Source organism: Kitasatospora albolonga (assembly GCF_039535905.1).
GTDB classification, from domain to species: Bacteria; Actinomycetota; Actinomycetes; order Streptomycetales; family Streptomycetaceae; genus Kitasatospora; species Kitasatospora albolonga.
In genome coordinates this window covers 1-18,532 of the sequence record NZ_BAAAYB010000071.1, presented here as the reverse complement: position 1 = coordinate 18,532, position 18,532 = coordinate 1, and the positions used below count along the sequence as shown (strand labels likewise).

The window sequence follows — 18,532 nt, the reverse complement described above, 5'->3', positions numbered from 1 at the left end:
GCCGCCCCTGATGCCGGGCAGCCCGCGAGGCTCCGGCCCGCAGACCACGACGGGAGGAGTGGGCACACACCTCCGCCGCCGGGTGTCCGGGCTCGCCACCGACCGGGGCCGGCGGCCTACCGTTGCGGGTCAGCGCCGGCTTCGGACCGGCTTCCCCCAACGGCGGAGTCAAAGATCTGACGGCCCATCATCCCGGCGCCCCGGAGCCGGGGTCAAGGACGGGTCACCGGCTGCTGCGTCCCGGCGGAGACGGGGAGGGCCCCGTGCTGCTCCTCCTCGGGCCGGGCCGCGGCGGGGAGCAGGAAGGTGATCGCGAAGAAGGCCGCGAGCAGGCAGGCCTGGACCAGCAGGGCGTGCTGGAAGCCGGTGGAGAAGTCTCCGGTCCCGGCGCGGGCGAAGAACACCGAGCCGAAGACGGCGACGCCGATCGAGCCGCCGACCGCCTGGACCGCGGAGAGGACACCGGAGGCGGAGCCGATCTCCTGGTCGTCGACGGCGGCGAGCACGAAGCCGAACAGGGCGGCGATCACCATCCCGGAGCCGATGCCCGCGATCGTCACACCGGGGAGGACGTCCACGATCGAGAACGGGGCCGCGTCGAGGCCGTCGAGTTCGTACCAGAGCAGCCCGGCGCCGAGCAGCTGCACCGCGGGCCCGATCTGCAGCACCCGGCGGCCGATCCGGTCGGCGAGGAACGCGCCGCTGACGGCGCCGCCGATCGCGGTGCCGACGGCCAGCGGCAGGTTGCCGAGCCCGGCTTCGCCGGCGGTGTAGTGGTGGCCGATCTGGAGGTAGAGGGTCAGGACCAGCTGGGTGCCGACCAGTCCGCAGAAGAACAGGGCGATGCCGCCGAGCCCGACGGTGAAGGCCGGCTTGCGCAGCAGGCCAGGGGTCACCAGCGGTTCGCGGCCCGCCGCCGCCGTCCGGCGCTGCTGGGCGGCGAACAGGGCGAAGCCCGTCGCGGCGGCCGCCATCGACAGCCAGGTCCACAGCGGCCAGCCGTCCTCCTGACCCTGGTTCAGCGGTAGCACGAGCAGGGCGCAGGACGCCGCCACCAGGGCCGCGCCGGTGGTGTCGACGCGCACGCCGCGGTCGCCCGGCCGCCCCGGGACGGACTTCGCGGCGACCAGCAGGGCCGCGAGGCCGATGGGCAGGTTGACCAGGAACACCGACCGCCAGCCGAGACCGAAGAAGTCGCCCTCGATCAGGAAGCCGCCGAGGACGGGGCCGATGATGCCGCCCATTCCGAGGACGGGGCCGAACACCGCGAAGACCTTGGTGAGTTCGGGGGCCGGAGAAGTTCTCCCGCAGCAGGCCCAGGCCCTGGGGCAGCAGCATCGCCCCGGCGGTGCCCTGGAGCAGGCGGAAGGCGATCAGTGACCCGGTGTCGGGCGCGAGGGCGCAGAGCAGCGAGCAGACGGTGAACGCGGTCAGGCCGATCAGGAACATCCGGCGCCGGCCGTAGCGGTCGCCGAGCCGGCCACCGAGCACCAGCCCGGCGCCAAGGGTCAGGGTGTAGCCGCCGATCACCCACTGCAGGCCGGTCGGACCGGCCCCCAGCGAGGCCTCCAGGTCGGGCCCGGCGACGTTGACGATCGAGGCGTCGAGCAGGTCCATGACCTCGGCGACGAGCATCGCGACCAGGACCAGCCAGCGCCGACGGTGGGGCCCGGCGGATTCGCCGTGGGTGGCGGACGGGTTGTCCACGCGAGATACCTCCATGGTGAAGTAGTTTCATGGTGAAGGTAAAGCGGGGACGGTAGGTTGTCAAAGCGCGGCCACCCGGACCGCGGGGAAGAGAACGGCGGAGGGCCGCCGGCATGGAGGAAGCCGTGGACGACGGTGTCGCGCAGCAGCGGGAGCGGTTGACCGAATCGCTGCGGGTCTACGGGGGCCACTACGCCGAGCTCGGACGGCGCTTCGCCGCCTGGCTCGGCCTGCACTCCACGGACGCGACCGCGCTGCTGGAGATCGCCGCCGCCGAGGAGCGTGGCACCCCGCTGTCGCCGGCCCGCCTGAGCGAGCGGATCGCCCTGTCCACGGGCGCCACCACCGCGCTGCTCAACCGCCTCGAAGCGGCGGGACACATCACCCGGGCCCGCGAGCACACCGACCGACGCATCGTCACCCTGCGCAGCGGCGAGCACATCCACGAGCGCGCCGACGAGTTCTTCGGCCCGCTCGGCCGCCGCCTGGACGCCACGATGGCGCACTACCCGCCCCGGCTGCTGGAGCAGTTCGAGGCGTTCATGGCCGACCTGAACGCGACCGTGGACGGCCACCTCAGGGACGGGGACGCGGGGGCCCCGCCGTCCCCCTGACCGGTGGCCCGCACGGGCGCCCGGGTACGGCTCCGGGCCGGGACGCGTGGGTGCGCCCCGGCCCGGGAGGGAGTGACGGCGGGTCAGCCGCGGAAGTTCTCCGGACGCTCCGGGGAGGCCTCGGCGAGCGCCTTGGTGACGGCCTCGACGCCGGCCCGCAGGCCGTAGACGGGGGGTGTCGGGCTGCTGGCGCCAGGACTCGTCGATGGTGCCGGAGTCGACGCTGTCGAAGCCGAGGGTGTCGATCAGCTCGCGGACCAGCTGCTTGGCGGCCGCGTCGTCGCCGGCCACCGGGAGGGCGAGCCGGTCCGGGTCGCCGGCGGGAAGGGGACGGTCGAGGATGTCCTGGGCGTAGGTGCCGTTGAAGGCCTTGACCACCGGGTGGCCGAGCTGGCGCTCCACCCAGCGGCTCTCGGTGACGCCCTCGTCCTCGATGCCCGCGATCCGGCCGTCGCGGTTGCGCGGGTAGTAGTTGTTGGTGTCGATGACCACGAAGCCCTCGGCCGCGCCGGCGAACAGGTCGTCCGGCAGGTCGGGGATGTTCTTCAGCGGGATGGTCACCACGACCAGCTCCGCACCGGCCGCGGCCTCGGTGGCGAGGACGGGGGTGGCGCCGGTCTCGGCCGCCAGGTCGGAAAGCGTCTCCGGGCCACGGGAGTTGGCCACCGAGACCTCGTGGCCGAGGGCGCTGAGGCGGCGGGTGAGGTTGCCGCCGATGTGGCCCGCGCCGATGATGCCGATCTTCATGGGGTGTGCTCCGTTCGCGTACGTCGGGGGGAGGAGGGTCAGGCGAGGGCGCTGAGCTCGGCGAAGTCCGCGTCGTCCAGGGTGACCAGGGCGCCGCCGAGGTTCTCCTCCAGGTGGGCCACCCGGGAGGTGCCGGGGATCGGCAGCACGACCGGCGAGCGGCGCAGCAGCCAGGCCAGCGCGAGCTGGGCCGGGGTGGCGTCGAGGCGGGCCGCGATCGAGTCCAACTTGCTTCCCGGGCGCGCGAGTTCGCCGGTGGCGATCGGGAACCACGGGATGAAGGCGATGCCCTCGGCCGTGACGTGGTCGAGCACCCGCTCGGAGCTGCGGTCGACCAGGTTGTAGCGGTTCTGCACGGAGACGATGGTGGCGTGCTTGCGGGCCTCCTCCAGCTCCTCCACGGTGACCTCGGAGAGGCCGAGGTGGCGGATCTTGCCCTCCTGCTGGAGCTGCGCCAGCTCGCCGAGCTGGTCGGCGAGCGGCACCTGCGGGTCGATCCGGTGCAGCTGGTACAGGTCGATCCGCTCCAGCCCGAGGTGGCGCAGGCTCAACTCGACCTGCTGGCGCAGGTACTCGGGCCGGCCCACCGGGTGCCAGCCGTTCGGGCCGGTCCGGGTCAGGCCGCCCTTGGTGGCGATCACCAGGTCGTCGGCGTACGGGCGCAGCGCCTGGCGGATCAGGTTCTCGCTGATGAACGGGCCGTAGGAGTCGGCGGTGTCGATGAAGGTCACACCCAGCTCGACCGCGCGGCGCAGCACCCGCACCGCCTCCGCCGGGTCCTCCGGATCGCCCCAGACCCCGGGCCCGGTGAGGCGCATCGCGCCGAAGCCGAGCCGGTTGACGGGAAGGTCGCCGCCCAGGGCGAAGGTGCCCGAGGCGTCGGCGGGACGAGAGGTGGACGAGGTGCTCATGGAGCACTCCAATCGGTCGGTCTCACGGTGCGTCAGCGGTCCGACGGGCGCCGTGCTGCCCGTCACGTGGATGCCGAACCGAGACCTTCCGGGGAATGTTCCCGTGTTGCGGCAGCATTGCGGTGCTCCGTTCAGTCGCCCGGACGGAGCCGCAGCCGTCAGGACTTGGTCTTGGAGAGCCGGTCGATGCTGATGGTCAGCGCGCTGTACGCGCTCTGCGCCTCGGCGGCCTCCGAGAGCTTCGGGCCGCCGGTCAGGCCGGTCGCCTTGTTCTGCACGCAGTTGGTGGCGGTGCGCTCGGTCTCGTCCAGCGCCTTGGACCAGTACTTCTGGGCGGTCTCGTCGGGAATCTCGCGGTACGCCTTTGCCGCTGCGACGTGGTCGAGCACCTCCTTGCAGCCCGCGATGACGGTGCTGCCACCGCCCTGGCCGCTGAGCTGTATCAGCTTGCGGATGTCGGTGCCCAGGGTGACGGTGTGCTCCTTGCCGCCCTTGTCCACCCAGCTCTTGAAGGAGTCGTCGTCGGAGGAGGAACAGCCGGCCAGGCCGGCCGAGAGCAGGGCTGCGATGGCCAGCGCGAGCGCCCCGCGCAGGACCGGGCGGGGGTGGATCTCGACGGTCATGAGTGGGCACGTCCTTCGTCTCGGAGCCTGGGCGGCATCGGAGCTGACAGCCTGTCAGGTCCGGGTGACATGTCGCAGCTCCTTCCCGGCTCCGGCTGCCGGTGCCGGCCGCTCAGCCGGTGATCCGCCAAGCGGTCCGGTCGAGGTGGAGGACCCGGTCGGCGCGGGCGGCCTGGGACGGGTGGTGGGTGATGGTGACGATCGCACCCGGGCGTCGGCGCAGCGCGTTCTCGACGTGGAGGGCGGCCGCGGCGTCGAGGTGGCTGGTGGCTTCGTCGAGGACGAGCAGGCGTGCCGGACTGAGGAAGGCACGGGTCAGAGCGAGGAGTTGGCGCTCGCCGGGAGAGAAGGCGGCGGCCGGGAGCACGGTGTCGAGGCCGCCGTGCCGGTCGGCCAGGTGCGCCGCGCCGAGGGTGCTCAGGGCCTCGGTGAGTTCGGGGGTGGAGCGGGGCGGGCCGGGCCAGCTGAGGTTGGCGCGCAGGGTTCCGGTGAAGACGTAGGGGTCCTGGGGCAGCAGGGTGCGAAGGGCGGCCTGCTCCTCCGGGAGCAGCGCTTCGGCGGGCAGACCGGAGAGCAGGACCTCGCCCCGGTCGGGCGGGAGGATGCCGGCCGCGACGGCGGCCAGGGTGGACTTGCCGATGCCGGAGGGGCCGACCACGGCGAGGGACCCGCCGTCCTCGATCGTCAGGTCGAGGTCGGTGAAGACCGGTTCGGCGTGGGCCCCGTAGGAGAAGGCGGCGCCGCGCAGTTCGAGGGCGGGCGCGCCGGTGACCGGTACGGCGTGGGCGTGCGGGGCCGGGGGTACGACGGCGGACGTGGTGGCGGCGAGGCGGCCGGCGGCGACGGTCATCCGCAGCCAGGACGGGCCGAGGCCCTGCATCAGCAGGCGCACGGCGGGCTCCAGGGTGCCGAGCAGGTAGGCCAGCGCTCCCAGCAGGCCGCCGGGAGTCAGGCCGTGGCGCAGCAGCACGGGTGCGGCCAGGACCAGGACGGCGAGCGGGCCGTGCACGCCGAGGGCGACCAGCAGGTGGCGGACGGCGGCCAGGCGGGCCAGTCCGCGTCCGGCGGCCTCGTTGGCGGTGATGTCGGCCAGGATCCGGTCGAGGGCCCGCTGTTCGGCGCCGCAGGCGACCAGGTCGCGCAGGGCCGTCGTGGCGTCGAGCGTTGAGGAGGCCAACTCCTCCTCAGTGACGAAGAGTTCGCGCTGCCGTCGGGCCATCCGGGGGGTGAGGGCGGCGAAGGTCAGCAGCGCCAGCAGCAGGGGCGCGGCGACCGGCGGCACGGCGGCCGGGGCGAGGGCGGCCGTGCCCACCAGGACGGCCGCGACGGTCAGCAGGAGGTGCGAGACCAGCAGGAGTTGACCGGCCAGGCCGTCCCGGACCGCCTCCACCTGGCGGGTCACCTGGGCCACCGCCAGGGCCGCCGCGCCGTCGCTGTGGCCGCGTGCGCCGGTGGCACGGCGCAGCAGTCCGGCCGAGGCGGTGGTCAACAGCCGGTCCCTGGCCGGTTCGACGGTCCGGGCGAGCGGGCCGTAGGCGCGGCGGGTGGACCAGGCGGAGAGCAGTGCGGCGGCGGCGAAGAGGCCCAGCCAGGCAGCCGCTCGGCCGGGGCGGTGGGCGAGGAAGCCCTGGTCGACGGCGAGGGAGAGGGCTTTGCCGGAGAGCGCGGCGGGGGCGGCGGAGAGCACGGTCCAGCCGGCCAGGGCCGCCAGCTCCCGGGTGCTGCCGGTGAGGGCGGAGCGGAGCAGGGTGAGCGCGGGGCGGGGTGAGGCGGTCATCGGCGGCTCCCCGGCGCGACCGACGGCTGGACGGCGGATTCGGCCGACGGTGCGGCGGCGGGCTGCTCGGCGGGCGGAAGGGGCGCAGCTGTCGGTGGCGTAGGTCCGTCGGGGGTCTCGACGGTGAACAGCGCGCGGTACTCGCGCCGTGCCCACAGCACCCGGTGCGGGGCGACCGCCCGTATCCGTCCACCCTCCAACCACGCCACCAGGTCGGCCCGTTCGGCGATCGCGGCGCTGCGGGTGGTGGTGAGCCTGGTCCGCCCGGCGGCGTGCACCGCGAGGGCGTCCAGGACGGCGTCCTCGGTGGCCCGGTCCAGGCTCGCGGTGGCGTCGTCCAGGACGAGGAGGCGGGCGGGGCGGCAGAGCGCCCGGGCCAGGCCGATCCGCTGGCGCTCGCCGCCGGAGAGCGGGGCGTCTGCCATCGGGGTGCGGTAGCCGAGGGGGAGGCGGCGCAGGAAGGCGTCGGCCCCGGCGGCCCGGGCGGCCCGCTCCAACTCGCCTTCGCCGGGCGCAGGTCGGCCGAGGGCCAGGGCCTCCGCGACGGTGTCGCCGTAGAGGACGGGGTCGGCGAAGGCCACCGCGACGGCGCCGCGCAGCCGGTCCGGCCGGATGGCGCCCAGGTCGGCCCCGTCCAGCCGTACCCGGCCGGTGTCGGGGGCCGTGAGCCCGGCGGCGAGGGCGGCCAGTGCGGAGGTCGCGCTGTCGTCCGATCCCACCACGGCGACCCAACTCCTGCCCGGCAGCGTGAGGTTGAGGCCCACCAGCAGCGGCGCCAGCGCCACCTCGTGGAGCTCCAGGCGGCCCGCCCCGGCCGGCAGTGGCCGGACTCCGGCCAACGGCGCCGGTGCGGCGGTGAGTTCGGCGATCCGGACCGCGCCCGATCGGGCCCGGGCCAGGTCCAACAGGCTCTGGGCGGCGCCGAACCCGCCCAGCCCGACGGTCGCGTAGGCCAGCGCGGCGGCCAGTCCGCCGGGGCTCAGCCGCCCGGCCGCCAGCTCGGCCCCGGCGGCGGCCAGGACGGCCACGTGGGTGGCGGGCGCGAGCAGCCCGACCTTCCAGGCGGTCTCGCGCTGGCTGGACCAGAGGCCGTGGCCGTGTCGCGACATCTCCGGCAACGGGCCGAGCACACGGGCGAGTTCGGTCTCCTCGGAGCCGGCGGCGCGGATGCTCCGCGCGCCCCGGAGGGCCTCGACCAGGCGGTTGGCGATCTCGCCCTGCGCCACCTGGTACGCCTCGCCGTGGCGGGCGGTGCGGCCGACCTGACGGCGCACCAGCCACCACCCCAGCGGGGCGGCCACCAGGAAGGCGAGGGCGGGCCACGGGGCGAGCAGGAACAGCCCCGCCACGGCGCCGAGGCCGGTCACCAGCTGGGCGGCGGTGTACACCACGGCGGCGCCGGCCAGCCCGGCCAGCGGGGCGCTGCCGGTCAGCCGGGCCGCGAGGTCTCCGGCCGCCGGGCGCTCGCCGGTACGGGGGCCCACCGGGCCGGGCCCGGCGGCGGCCAGGTGGCGTACCGTCGCCCCCCGCAGCGCGGCCGTGACGGCGGCCGCCCCGCGCGGCGCCGCGAACTGGGCGGCCGACTCGGCGAGCGCGAACACCACGACCAGGAGGACCAGTTGGGCCCCGGCGGACATCCCCGCCCGGTGGTCGTCACCGGCCAGGGTGCGGTCGACCGCGCGGGCCAGGGTGCGCGGCAGCAGCAGGGTGCAGGTGGTGCTGGCGGCCACGGCGAGGGCCAGCAGCGCGGTCCAGCGGCGGCCCAGTCGGAGGACCGGACGGAGGGGCGAGGGACGGGAGGTGCGCGGCAGCGGCACGGGCGCTCCTGGGTGGCGGCGACGGGGAGCGGGAACGCCGGAGCTGGCCGTGCGGCGGACCGCACGGCCGGCGGGGTGGATCAGACGCAGAGCACCGTGCTGACGGTGCTGTTGGTGCAGTTCACCACGGACAGGGAGCTGATGACCGAGCGGTACTCGGTGGTCTCCTCGGGGGTCTCCAGGGCCTGCAGGTCGAGGATCGCCATGGCTGTCTCCTTCGGTACTGGGTGGAGCGTGGGCTTCCCGGCGGTCGCCGGAAACTGGTGGGGCGGCATGACCCGGCCGCGACGGGGCCGCGGGCCCGGAGGCCCGTCGGAGCGAGGGGCGCGAGCGGCGCGAGGGCAGCAGGGGCCCTCGGGTGCCTCAGGGCCAGAAGGGCATCGGTGCGGTGCCGTCGTACACCGAGGCCAGGGCGGTGAGCACGCCGGCGGTCCCGGTCGCCAGGTCCATCGACAGGCGCAGCAGCTGCTCACCGGGGAAGGCCGGGTGGCCGCGGTGCGGCAGCACGTGCCAGGCCAGGCGGCGGACGTGACGGGCGATCAGCTCCTCGGTGCGGTCGTCCGTCCGGCCGTCGGTGGAACGTTCCTGCGCGAGCAGGGCGATCAGCCCGGCGCGGCCGTTGAAGAGGTTCGGCTGGACGATGAACTCCGGTTCCGCCGCCGCCCGGATCAGGCCGACCCGTTCGGCCAGTTGCTCGTCCGGGCGCAGCCCCAGCAGCGCCCGGGCCACCGCGGCGATGCCCGCGCTGCCGGCCTCCAGGTAGGGCAACACCCGGCTGCCGTCGTCGACCTGGAGCGTGCCGTCCTCGGCGAGGACGCACCGCTCCAGGTCCCGGTCGAGCGCGGCGCGGGCCAGGTCGAGCAGCTGCGGCCGGCCGGTCTCCTCGTGCAGCGCCAGGAGCAGCAGCGCGGTGCCGCTCGCCCCGTGCAGCAGCCCGGCGCGGGCGCCCTTCGGGGCGGGCCCGCCCAGCCGCAGGGCCAGGACGGCCTGGTCGGCGCTCCGGGCGGCGGCCGTGAACAGCTCGCGGTCGCCGGTCAGCCGGGCGAAGTGCAGCTGGGCCAGGCCGATGCCGGCCGCGCCGGAGGAGAGGTCGGCGCCGCGGCCCTCGGGGTCGTCCTTCTCCAGGCGGTGGAGCAGGTCGAGCGCGGCGTCCCGGTGGCCGAGCCGCTCCAGCGCCCAGGCGGTGCCGTGCGCGCCGACGAACAGGCCGGGCCGGCAGGGTTCCCGCCGCACCGCGTCGAGCAGCCAGGCCAGGTGCTCCGGGGCGGGTTCGGCCCCGACGGCGTGCAGCGCCCACAGGACCCCGGCCGCACCGTAGGACAGGCCGAGCCCGTCGTGGGTGAACTGGGCCGGGTCGCCCGGGAAGAGCCGGTCCTCCCGTTCGGGGGTGGCGCTCGCGGTGATCGCGGCCACCAGCTCCTCGCGCAGCCGGGGCCAGCTCGCCGTCTCACCGTCGAACAGCGCCTCCACAGCGGCGAGTTCGAGCTCCTGGGCCGGATCGGAGCAGGCAGGGAAGGAGAGGTAGCCGGCGGGCAGGTCGAACCGCGCCTCGGCCTCCCGGACCAGGGCGGTGCCCTTGGCCGGGTGCAGCACGCTGAGCGGCAGCAGCGGCAGGAAGGCCCAGAGCCGCAGCGCGGCCAGCGCGTGCTCGTCGATGGCGAAGCCGGTCAGGCCGGCCGGCGGGGCGAACCCGGCCGCGCCGAGCGCGGGGCGGACGAACGCCTCGGCGGGGGAGGCGAGTTCGAAGTCGACGAAGACCACCGAGCCGTCGTCGCGGACGATCAGGTTGCGCGGGTGCAGGTCGCCGAAGACGATGCCCCGGCCGTGGATGGCGCGCATCCCGCGCTCCACCTCGCCGAGCACCGCGAGCACCTCGTCCCGGTAGGCCGTGACGGTGGCCGCGTCGGCGCCGGGGTGCACCAGCGGGTAACGCTGCCCGAACCACTTGTGCAGGCCCTCGCCCTCGACGTACTCCTGCACCAGGAAGCGGTGCTCCCAGGCCGTCAGGTCGCCGAGCACGGCGGGCACCGAGTCGAGCCCGGCCAGCGTCTCCAGCACCCGTTGCTCGCGGGTGAGCCGGGTGACGGCGTCCTCGCCGCGCTGGTCCAGCCCCGCGTACGGGCGGCCCTCCTTGAGCACCACCGGGCCGCCGCCCGCCGCCGGCCGCGCCAGGTAGATGCCGCCGCCGTTGGAGAAGTGCAGCGCCCGCTCCACCGTGAACGGGAACTCGTCGTCGTGGCTGGCGCGGCCGGCCCCGGCGACGGTCTCGCGCAGGACCTCCGGCACCGGTGCCCAGTCGGGCAGGTCGAAGGCGGCCCTTCGCACGTCCGGCCGCAGCCGGCCGGAGGGTTCGCGCAGTGCGAGCACCAGCTCGCCCTCCTCGTTGCGGCAGAACTGCTCGGTGAACGCGCCGTAGCGCAGGTAGAGCGGCCCCCTGCGCCAGCGGAGGTCACTGAGCACGTACGGGCCGGGGGCACCGTCCAGCGCCTCGTCCAGCTCGGTCAGACATCGGCCCAACTGGCCGTCGTCCACCGGGTAGAGCGTCATGAACTTGCCGCTGGAGCCGCGGGCGGCGTACTTGGCGTTCTGGGTCTGCACCAGGACCGGGCTCCGGAGGAACTTGAAGGCCAGCCCGTTCGCGTGGCAGTACGGGCGCACCACGTCCAGGATGCGCTGGGCGTTCTCCGGGCGGGCGGAGACGTGCACCTTCCACCCCTGCTCGGGGATCGGCAGGTCCGCGGGCCGGTGGCCCACCCACACCTCGCGCAGGTTGCGCACCCAACCGGGCGGTGCGGGCTCGGCGGTCGCGGGGAACTCCTCGCGGGCGGCCCACTGGACCGGTGAGTCGTAGAAGACCGGATCGGCGTAGGAGTACGCCTCGTAGCGCATGTCCATCGGATCGCTCCAGGGCGCGTGGCTGACGGAGGACGGCACCGGACCGGGCGCGGGGGAGGGGCGCTGGGCCGGGAAGAACGGCACGGGGTCCGGGTGCCGGCGAGAGAGCGCGGGGCGAAGGTCCAGCGGGGCCGGGACGCGGGCCGAGGGAGTGCCTCGGGAATCCGGTCCGGGCCGGGGGTGAACCGCCCACCGAGAGTCTGGGGGGGCCGGTGCGCAACTCGCCAGTGGTCCTGACGGGGTTGGCCGGATTCGGCGGGCGCATGCCAGGAGCACGGGACGGACGGGAGTGCTCGGGAGCATCGTGTGCGACTGATCGTCGGATCCGCTGCTGGTGGGTCCGGCGGCGGTGGGTTCGTGGCATTTGCCGACGGCAACGGTGTCGTGGGGGAGCGTTCTCCCGGCCGGGCGGCCGCCCGTCGGGACCGGCCGGCGGGCGGGCGCACATCGCCGGTTCGGCGGAGCGCACGGCTCCGGACCGGAGCACCCGCCCGGCCGCCGGTGTCCGAGATCCGACCGGCGCACCGGCGGCGCGGGAGGCGTGCGTGCGAGCCCCGGCGCTGCCCGCCGTGGTGACGGGCCCCGCGAACGCACCCGGCCCACCCTGATCATCCGATGGGATGGTGAGCAGCCTGCTGGTAGGGATGGTGACCGGCCGTCAGGCCGCAGTGCGCCACGGACCCGGAGGTGGACGGATGGACCGGCCCGACCAGCAGGACAGGACCCGATGTCGGCGGCGGGAGCGACGGTGGCGGGCGGGCGGCCGGCCGGTTGCGGGGTGTCCGGCGACCGCGTGGTCGGTGACCGGGCGGCGGGAGGTGCGCCTTGGCGGGATGTGACGAGCGGGTGCTGCGCGCGCTGGTCGAGCTGGCCGACACCTTCGGTGAGGACTTCGACGTGGTCGGACACCTCGGCCGGCTCGCCGAGTGCGCCGCCGGCCTCCTCTCGATGGCCTCGGTCGCCTCCGTCGCCTCGGTGGCGGTGGTGCTGACCGGCACCGGCGGAAGCCTGCACTGCGCCGCCGCGACGGACGGACGGGCCCGGCTGCTCGGCGGAGTGGAGGCCGAGAGCGGCCAGGGGGCGGCGGTGGCCTGCCTGCGCAGCGGCCGCGAGGCCCGCTTCCTGGCCAGCCAGGACCCGGTGGACTGGCCGCTGTTCGCCGCCGCCGCCGGACGCTCCGGGGCCCGGGCAGCAGTCGGCCTGCCGCTGCGGCACCGCGAGCGGGTGCTCGGCGGGCTCGGCCTCTACGCCGACTCCGAGGCGGCGCTGGCCCCGGACCCGCTGCGGGTGCTGCGGGCCTTCGCCGAGGTGACCGCGATCGGCGTGCTGCGCGAGCAGACCGCCCGCCACCAGGCGCGTACCGCCGAGCAGTTGAGGACCGCCCTGGCCAACCGGGTGGTCATCGAACAGGCCAAGGGCTTCCTGGCCCACCGCCTCTCGACCACCCCGGACGCGGCCTTCGAACTCCTCCGCAGCTCCGCCCGCTCCCGCGGCCAGCGCCTCACCGACCTCGCCACCGCCGTCCTGCGCACCCCGCCGGACGCGCCGCTGCCGCTGCTCCCGCCGGCCTGAGGTGACGTCAGGCCCCTCGGTGTCAGGCCGTCGGTTTGATGACCCCGGCGTCAGGTCGGCCGGAACGGGCCGTGCAGGGCTGCCCACTGGAGCAGCATCACGGTCTTGCCGTCGGAGATCCGGCCGTCGAGGGTCATCGCGAGGGCTTCGGTGAAGGGGACTTCGAGGACCTCGATGTCCTCGCCGTCCTCCTCCAGGCCGCCGCCGGTGCCGGTGCGGTCGGCCGCGGTGTAGGGGGCGGCGAAGAAGTGCAGGCGTTCGGTGACCGAGCCCGGACTCATGTAGGAGTCGAACAGGTGGGTGAGCGGCCCGAGTTCGACGCCGAGCTCCTCGGCGCTCTCCCGGCGGACCGCGGTCTCCGGGTCGTCCGCGTCCAGCAGGCCCGCCGCCGCCTCGATCAGCATCCCGTCCGGGTGGCCGTTGACGTAGGCGGGGTAGCGGAACTGCCGGGTGAGCAGCACGAGGCCGCGCTCCGCGTCGTACGGCAGGACCACCGCGCCGTTGCCCCGGTCGTAGGTCTCGCGCTGCTGGCTCTCCCAACGCCCGTCCCGGCGCCGGTAGTCGAAGGTGGTGCGGCGCAGGACGTGCCAGCCGCGGGAGGTGAGCTCGACCTCGCGGACCCGGACGCCGGCGTTGCGGTCGAGGTCACGGCCGGCCAGGTGGAGACCGGTGCGGCCGCGGTGGTCGGGGGTGTCGGTGCCGGGCAGCGGAGGGCCGGGTGTCGGCTGTTCGGTCATGGCGGTTACGATACATGCAGAATCGTGCAAGAACAGGAAGGAACGAGGATGCTGGCTGCCGAACGGCGCGACCACCTGCTGGAACTGCTCGCCCGCACCGGCAAGGTGGTGGCCAAGGAGGTCGCCGTCGACCTGGGCATCTCGGAGGACAGCGTCCGCCGCGACCTGCGCGACCTCGCGGCCGAGGGGCTGTGCCAGCGGGTCTACGGCGGCGCGCTGCCGGTCTCCCCGGCCGTGGCCGACTACGGGGCGCGGCAGGCCGTCGCCCCCGACGGCAAGCGGAGGGTGGCGGCCGCGGCCGCCGCGCTGGTCCGGCCGGGCGGCTCGGTCATCCTGGACGGCGGCACCACCGCCCTCGCGGTGGCCCGGGCCCTCCCCAAGGACCTCGGCTGCACCGTCATCACCCACAGTCCGACCGTCGCCACCGCCCTGATCGACCATCAGGGTGCGGAGATCTACCTGCTCGGAGGCCGGGTCTTCAAGCACTCCGCCGTCACCTGCGGCGCCGCCGCGGTGGAGGCCGCCCAGAACGTCTCCGCCGAGCTCTGCCTGCTCGGCGTCACCGGCGTCCACCCCGAGGCCGGGCTGACCACCGCCGACGCCGACGAGGCCGCGATGAAGCGCGCCCTCGCCGGGCGGGCCGCCGACACCTACGTCCTGGCCTCCTCGGAGAAGCTCGGCACCGCCTCCCCGTACCGGGTCCTCCCCTGGGAGAAGGTCACCGCCGTGCTCACCGACGCCGCCCCCCTGCACCCGGTGGTCGCCGGGCTCACCGCCCTCGGCGTGGACGTCCGGTCCGCCCCCTGACGGCAGGTCACGGAAATCACTCCCGCTCCGGAGCGCCCACCGCGTACCGTCTGCGGATGACCATTTCCCCCTCCGACCGCGTGCACGGCTCCCTGCTCGGCGGCGCCCTCGGCGACGCGCTGGGCTGGCCGGTGGAGTTCCGCCGCCTGGACCGCATCCGCGACGACTACGGCCCCCTGGGCGTGACCGGCCTGCGGGCCGCCGACCGCCCGGGCGACCGGGCCGGGGACATCACCGACGACACCCAGATGACCCTGTTCACGGTCGAGGGCCTGCTGGCCGGCGGCACCCCGGCCGACCTGCACCGCTCCTACCGGCACTGGCTGCTGACCCAGCGTCGGGAGGGCCCGGGCCCGCAGCCCGCATCGCCCCTGCTGGCGCACGCCTTCCTCTACGCCCGCCGGGCCCCCGGCAACGCCTGCCTGAGCGGACTGGAGGAGCACCCGGAGTTCGTCCCGCCGGTCGCGACCGGGCAGGTCGGGCCGGTGAACGGGCACTCCAAGGGCTGCGGCACCGTGATGCGCTCCGCCCCCTTCGGCCTGCTCGGCCTCGGCCCCGACGCGTCCTTCGAACTGGCCGCCCAGTGCGCCCAACTGACCCACGGCCACCCCACCGGCCAACTGGCGGCCGGCGCCTTCGCCGCCCTGGTCGACCGGGTGGCGGCCGGTCTGCCGCTGCCCGAGGCGCTCGCCGCGGCCGTCGAGACGCTGGAGCGCCACCCGAACGCGGCGGAGACCGTCGAGGCCCTGGACCGGGCGGTGCGCATCGCCGCCGAGGGCCCGCCGTCGGCGGAGGCCGTCGAACGGGTCGGACTGGGCTGGATCGCCGAGGAGTGCCTGGCCATCGCGGTGTACTGCGCCCTGACCACCACCGACGCCCGCTCGGCCCTGCTGCTCGCCGTCAACCACTCCGGTGACAGCGACTCCACCGGCGCGGTCTGCGGCAACCTGGTCGGTGCCCTGTACGGCGCGGCGGCCCTCCCCGCCGACTGGCTGGCGGTGGTCGAGGGCCGCGCGCTGATCACCGAGATGGCCGACGCCCTTCTGACGCGGGCTCAGCCCGGCGCCTGAGCGGGGGCGGGCGCGGCCCGGGCCGAGACGCACCTCGGCCCGGCGCCTGACCGAGGGGGCTCAGTCCTCGTCGGGAAAGCCGTCGTCGATGCGCTGCTGCTCCTGTGCGGCGAGGGTCCGGTAGTGCTCTTCGCGGGCCGCGTCACCGACGTGGGCGGCGGCCGCGACGGCGGCCCGGAGGGTGACCAGTGCGAGGGGCGGTATCTCGGCGGCCTGCCGGTCGGCCTCGGCGAAGACGGCGGGGGCGAGGGTGGCGTCGGCGCTGCCCGCGAGGAGGAAGAGCTCCTCGACGTACGTCCGGCCGAGGCCGTACTCCCACCACTCGGAGACGTCCGTCAGGGCCCGGCGGCACTCGGTCAGCGCCTCCCAGGCCGCCGGGTGCTGCCCGGCCCGGCGCTCCAGCCCGGCCAGGTCCTGCCAGCCGAAGGCCCGGTCGCGGGCGCCCTCGGCGAACGACAGGGACTCGCGCCGTACCCGAGCCGCCTCCGCATAGTCACCCAACTCGGCCAGGTGGTAGCGGAGTTCGCGAAGGGTGTCCGCGTCCCGCTCCTGCCCGGTGGCCCAGGCGTCCAGCAACTCCCGGGCGCGCTCGGTCTCGCCGCTCATCCGGGCGCGCTCGACCAGGGTGATCGGGTCCTCCTCCGCCGGGTCGACCGGGAAGCGCCTGCGTATGAACGGGAACCAGTCGGTCACCTCCTGCTCGGAGACACACGGCTTCCCGTCCTCGCCGAGCAGCCGCTCCAGCAGGGCCTCCCGCTCCGGGTGTTCGCCCGCGCGGACGTGGGCGAGAGTGGCCTCCACGCCCGCCGCGCAGACCGCCTGGACGTCGTAGCCGCACCAGGTGTCGAAGTTGGCCCGCTTGATCTCCCACTGCTGCCAGACGTCCTCGACCACCCGGTACTCGGCGAGCAGCAGTCCGGCCAGCGTGGTCTCCTCGGTCAGTCCCTGGAACGGTGCCTCCCGTCGGCACTCCGCCTCCTGCCCGGCGAGCCAGCGGACCAACTCCAGGTCTCCCGGCCGCCGGTCGTACTGCAGGGCCCAGAGCACCTGCGCCCGCCGCGCCGCGTTGCGGTCGTACTCGTACCCGTCCGCGCCGACGGCCCGCTCGTACCGCAGCTCCTGCCAGGCGGCGGCCGACTCCCGCATCCGCACCAGTTCGTTCGACATCGGGCCAGCATCGCACCGGCCCCGGACGACACCGACGGCGGGTCGCCGTCACGAGGGGAGCCGGAGGGCGGTGGCGCGCTGGAGGAGGTGGTCGGCGGGGTGGCGGCGGCGGTGGGGGAGCAGGCCGCGGTGCAGGCGGGCGGCGGCGGAGTGGGCGCGGCGGGAGGAGAGGTGGGGGTAGACGTCCAGGAACTGGTGCCAGGTGGAGCAGGCGGCGTCGAGGCGGCCGGCGGTGAGCTGACGCTCCGCCAGCTTGGCGAGGACCAGGGCGTGCGAGCGGGTCTCGGTGCGGGGGCGGCGCGCGGCGGAGGTCTCCAGGGACTTGATGGCTCCGCCGAGATCGCCCGACTCGGCCTGCACCAGGGCGTGGTGGTGGTCCCAGGCCGCGCGGTGGTAGTCGCCGACCGGAGGGGCCGGGCCCTCGATGCGGGGGAGCAGGTCGAAGGCCTCGTGGATGTGCCGGCGGGCGGCGGCGCGGTCGCCGGTGGCGGCCTCGGCGAGGGCGAGCTGGCCGAGGACGGAGGCCCGCACGCGGATCGCGGAGGCGGGGAGGCGGATGCCGGCGGCCGCCCGGGCCAGGTCGAGGCTCTCCCGCGGGTGGTGGAGTTCGTAGGCCTGGGCGGCCATCGCCCGGAGGGTCATGGCCTGGGCCGTCAGGTCGCCGCACTGGCGGGCCAGCTCCAGGCCGAAGCGGTAGAAGTGCAGGGCCAGGCCGTTGAGTTCGTCGTCGAAGTGCATGAACGCGCAGAGGTAGCTCAGCCGCGAGGCGGCCGCCAGCACCTCCGTGTGCCGCACGGGCGAGGACGCGGCGGCGAGCATGTCGGGGACGGCGGAGGAGAGGAAGGCGGCGAGTGCGGTGCGGGCGTGGCCGCCGCCGCGGATCAGGTCGGCGGAGGAGAAGACGGGCAGGAGGAGGGTGAGGACGTGGGGGTCCGGCGGCGGGTGGCCGTCGTCTGGGAACGGGCCAGGTGGAGCGGCGGGGTACGGGAGGGCGGGCGCCCGCTCCGCCGTCCGGGCTTCGGCGGACAGTCGGGCCCCGGCGGCCGGCTGGTAGGCGAGCACGCTGCCGCCCCGGTCGGGGCTGAGGGCGGCGGTGGCCAGGTGGGTGAGCAGGGAACGGGGGTTGGCGGGAGGTGCGCCGTTCGCGCCGCTGTCGGCGCGGCTTCCCTCGAAGCCGGCCTCGGCCGGGCCGACCGGGCGGCCGAGGCGTTCGGTGAGCGCGGCGCAGACCAAGTGGGCGACCGGGCGCCGGGGTTGGGTGCCGGTCAGCCACTGGTGGACCGAGGCGCGCTGGTAGGCGACGCCCCGTAGGCCGGACTCGGCGCCGATCCGGTTGACCGCGCGGGCCAACTGGGCACCGGTCCAGCGGGATTCGAGCAGGAGTTCTCGGAGACGGACGTTCGGGACGCGGTGGACTGCCACCCGCCTGCACCTCCTCGACGGGTCGTCGGAGCTGCCGCGGCCGTCGCTGGGGAGGGCCGCGGTGTGCGCGGGCGCGCGGCAGCGGTCACCGCGGCACGAGGCCTGGGCGCCGCACGACTCCGCACGCCTACGAAGAGGTTAGGGCATCGGGTGGGCAAGGTGGGCAAAACGGGCGGGAATTGACGGGGCGGAACTCTTGACGCCCCAGTGACCGGGGAAGCCGCACGGGGCGCCCGGCAGGTCGCACCATCGAGGTGACCGGGTGTGCCGAGGTGCGCGCCCCGGATGGGAGGGAACTCCGCGATGAGCAAGGCACCACGGCCCGTGGCCGCCCGGGCGGCCACCGTCCACCTCTTCCCCGGCCAGGGCGACTTCGGCCTCGGGCCGCTGCTCCGGACCCTGCCCGCCGCGCCCTCCCTGCGGCGCGCCCTGGCCGAGGTGTTCGAGGAGGCGGACCGGGCCGTCGCCGAACTCGGTGTCGCGCCGGTCGGCCCCAGGCTCGCGGCGGCCACCCCGCCGAGCGCCCGGGAGCTGGCCTCGGAGATGCCCGGCACGCTCCAACTCGCCCAGTTCGGCGTCTGCCTGGCCGTGCACCGGGCCCTGGAGGAGGACGGGCTGATCGCCGGCCGGTTCGTCTCCGTCAGCTTCGGGGAGATCCCCGCGCTG

14 protein-coding genes, 3 pseudogenes and 1 riboswitch are annotated in these 18,532 nt (G+C 75.4%); of the genes and pseudogenes, 5 read left to right on the top strand and 12 right to left on the bottom strand.

Annotated elements, in window-relative coordinates; translation table 11 throughout:
* Window positions 1–60 precede the first annotated feature (60 nt).
* Window positions 61–179, bottom strand: a riboswitch (cobalamin riboswitch).
* A 33-nt stretch (window positions 180–212) separates the two neighbouring features.
* Together ABD946_RS17380 and ABD946_RS42760 are read right to left on the bottom strand one after the other, a co-directional pair.
* The gene (locus ABD946_RS17380; RefSeq protein WP_425558643.1) at window positions 213–1,265 is read right to left on the bottom strand and encodes an MFS transporter; all 1,053 of its coding nucleotides are present in this window, start codon (window positions 1,263–1,265) and stop codon (window positions 213–215) included.
* Window positions 1,266–1,368: 103 nt separating this feature from the next.
* A pseudogene (locus tag ABD946_RS42760) lies at window positions 1,369–1,617 on the bottom strand (MFS transporter); the annotation flags it as partial.
* A 203-nt stretch (window positions 1,618–1,820) separates the two neighbouring features.
* On the opposite strand from ABD946_RS42760, the gene ABD946_RS17375 reads away from it, so the two are divergent.
* Complete coding sequence (locus ABD946_RS17375) at window positions 1,821–2,321, top strand: MarR family winged helix-turn-helix transcriptional regulator (protein WP_345284552.1); 501 nt, start codon at window positions 1,821–1,823, stop codon at window positions 2,319–2,321.
* Between the two features lie 83 nt (window positions 2,322–2,404).
* Here the strand turns inward: ABD946_RS17375 and ABD946_RS17370 are convergent.
* From ABD946_RS17370 to lanKC, 7 genes and pseudogenes are all read right to left on the bottom strand, one after another.
* A pseudogene (locus ABD946_RS17370) lies at window positions 2,405–3,068 on the bottom strand (NADPH-dependent F420 reductase).
* Between the two features lie 38 nt (window positions 3,069–3,106).
* Window positions 3,107–3,979, bottom strand: coding sequence for an aldo/keto reductase (locus tag ABD946_RS17365; protein ID WP_345284550.1), 873 nt, complete (start codon window positions 3,977–3,979; stop codon window positions 3,107–3,109).
* A gap of 158 nt (window positions 3,980–4,137) precedes the next feature.
* Window positions 4,138–4,602 (bottom strand): hypothetical protein, encoded by a 465-nt coding sequence (locus ABD946_RS17360; RefSeq protein ID WP_345284549.1) that lies wholly within the window; start codon window positions 4,600–4,602, stop codon window positions 4,138–4,140.
* A gap of 112 nt (window positions 4,603–4,714) precedes the next feature.
* Window positions 4,715–6,379, bottom strand: a complete 1,665-nt coding sequence (locus ABD946_RS17355; RefSeq protein WP_345284548.1) for an ATP-binding cassette domain-containing protein — start codon at window positions 6,377–6,379, stop codon at window positions 4,715–4,717.
* Entirely contained in the window at window positions 6,376–8,196 is a 1,821-nt protein-coding gene (locus tag ABD946_RS17350; protein ID WP_345284547.1) for an ATP-binding cassette domain-containing protein, read from the bottom strand. The genes ABD946_RS17355 and ABD946_RS17350 overlap by 4 nt, the downstream gene beginning before the upstream one ends.
* Before the next feature lie 80 nt (window positions 8,197–8,276).
* Window positions 8,277–8,402, bottom strand: coding sequence for a SapB/AmfS family lanthipeptide (locus tag ABD946_RS17345; protein WP_345284545.1), 126 nt, complete (start codon window positions 8,400–8,402; stop codon window positions 8,277–8,279).
* Window positions 8,403–8,559: 157 nt separating this feature from the next.
* Window positions 8,560–11,175 (bottom strand): class III lanthionine synthetase LanKC, encoded by a 2,616-nt coding sequence (gene lanKC, locus ABD946_RS17340; protein WP_345284543.1) that lies wholly within the window; start codon window positions 11,173–11,175, stop codon window positions 8,560–8,562.
* A 741-nt stretch (window positions 11,176–11,916) separates the two neighbouring features.
* On the opposite strand from lanKC, the gene ABD946_RS17335 reads away from it, so the two are divergent.
* A complete protein-coding gene (locus tag ABD946_RS17335; protein ID WP_345284541.1) occupies window positions 11,917–12,663 on the top strand; it encodes an ANTAR domain-containing protein in 747 nt (248 codons plus the stop codon).
* 50 nt (window positions 12,664–12,713) lie between these two features.
* Here the strand turns inward: ABD946_RS17335 and ABD946_RS17330 are convergent, their stop codons facing one another.
* Window positions 12,714–13,400: an NUDIX domain-containing protein gene (locus ABD946_RS17330; RefSeq protein ID WP_345284539.1), complete on the bottom strand. Its 687-nt coding sequence runs from the start codon at window positions 13,398–13,400 to the stop codon at window positions 12,714–12,716.
* Window positions 13,401–13,448: 48 nt separating this feature from the next.
* Here ABD946_RS17330 and ABD946_RS17325 point away from each other — a divergent pair, with 48 nt between their 5' ends.
* Window positions 13,449–14,207 (top strand): DeoR/GlpR family DNA-binding transcription regulator, encoded by a 759-nt coding sequence (locus ABD946_RS17325; RefSeq protein WP_345284537.1) that lies wholly within the window; start codon window positions 13,449–13,451, stop codon window positions 14,205–14,207.
* Window positions 14,208–14,263: 56 nt separating this feature from the next.
* Window positions 14,264–15,277 (top strand): ADP-ribosylglycohydrolase family protein, encoded by a 1,014-nt coding sequence (locus ABD946_RS17320; RefSeq protein ID WP_345284535.1) that lies wholly within the window; start codon window positions 14,264–14,266, stop codon window positions 15,275–15,277.
* A gap of 60 nt (window positions 15,278–15,337) precedes the next feature.
* Here ABD946_RS17320 and ABD946_RS17315 read toward each other — a convergent pair whose 3' ends face one another.
* Together ABD946_RS17315 and ABD946_RS17310 are read right to left on the bottom strand one after the other, a co-directional pair.
* Window positions 15,338–16,444, bottom strand: coding sequence for a hypothetical protein (locus ABD946_RS17315; protein WP_345284533.1), 1,107 nt, complete (start codon window positions 16,442–16,444; stop codon window positions 15,338–15,340).
* 48 nt (window positions 16,445–16,492) lie between these two features.
* The gene (locus tag ABD946_RS17310; protein ID WP_345284531.1) at window positions 16,493–17,866 is read right to left on the bottom strand and encodes a tetratricopeptide repeat protein; all 1,374 of its coding nucleotides are present in this window, start codon (window positions 17,864–17,866) and stop codon (window positions 16,493–16,495) included.
* A gap of 303 nt (window positions 17,867–18,169) precedes the next feature.
* On the opposite strand from ABD946_RS17310, the pseudogene ABD946_RS17305 reads away from it, so the two are divergent.
* Window positions 18,170–18,532 (top strand): annotated as a pseudogene (locus ABD946_RS17305) (acyltransferase domain-containing protein); the annotation flags it as partial.